Raw genomic sequence first — 809 nt, forward strand, 5'->3', positions numbered from 1 at the left:
GGCCTGGACTTCAACGCCATGATCGGCGACATGCAGCGCATATACCTGGAGCACGGCGTGACCACCTGCCAGGACGGCGCCACCGCCCCGGACATGGCCGCCGTCCTGGCGGGCCTGGCGAAGGCCGGCCTCTTGCAGATGGACATCGTGGCCTACCCCATGTGGGGCACCGACGTCATGGCCACCCTGGCCGCCAACCCCGAGTACGACAGCCAGGACTACCACGGCCACTTCCGCTTCGGCGGCCTGAAGATGTTCCTGGACGGCTCGCCCCAGGGCCTGACCGCCTGGATGACCGAGCCCTACGCGGAGGGCCCCGACGGCGAGAGGGACTGGGTGGCCTACGGCACCATGACCGACGAGGACGCCGCCGCCTTCGCGAAGATCGCCATCGACTCCAACCACCAGCTGCTCTGCCACTGCAACGGCGACGCGGCGGCCGACCAGCTGCTGCGCGTGTACGAGGCGGCACGGGACGCCTCGGGAAACCCGGGCAAGGCGGCCCTGCGCCCGGTGATGATCCACGCCCAGACCGCGCGGGCCGACCAGTACGGGAAGATGGCCGAGATCGGCATGATCCCCTCGATCTTCTCCTCCCACATCTGGTACTGGGGCGACGCCCACCTGCGCAACCTCGGCCCCGCGCGCGGCGGCCGCGTGAGCGCCTGCGGCGACGCGGCGCGGGCGGGCCTGCCCTTCACGCTGCACACCGACACGCCGGTGCTGCGCCCGAACCTGCTGGAGGCCGCCTGGTGCGCCGTGAACCGCGTCACCAAGGCCGGCGCGCAGCTTGACGAGGACCAGAAGGT

At 71.2% G+C, this 809-nt stretch carries 1 protein-coding gene; it reads left to right on the forward strand.

The features are described from left to right. Nucleotides 1-809: amidohydrolase family protein (locus tag F8D48_RS11475; protein WP_151432170.1), on the forward strand; the 809-nt coding region annotated here is incomplete at both ends.

The organism is Adlercreutzia muris (genome assembly GCF_008831045.1).
In the GTDB taxonomy this organism is placed as follows: Bacteria; Actinomycetota; Coriobacteriia; order Coriobacteriales; family Eggerthellaceae; genus Adlercreutzia; species Adlercreutzia muris.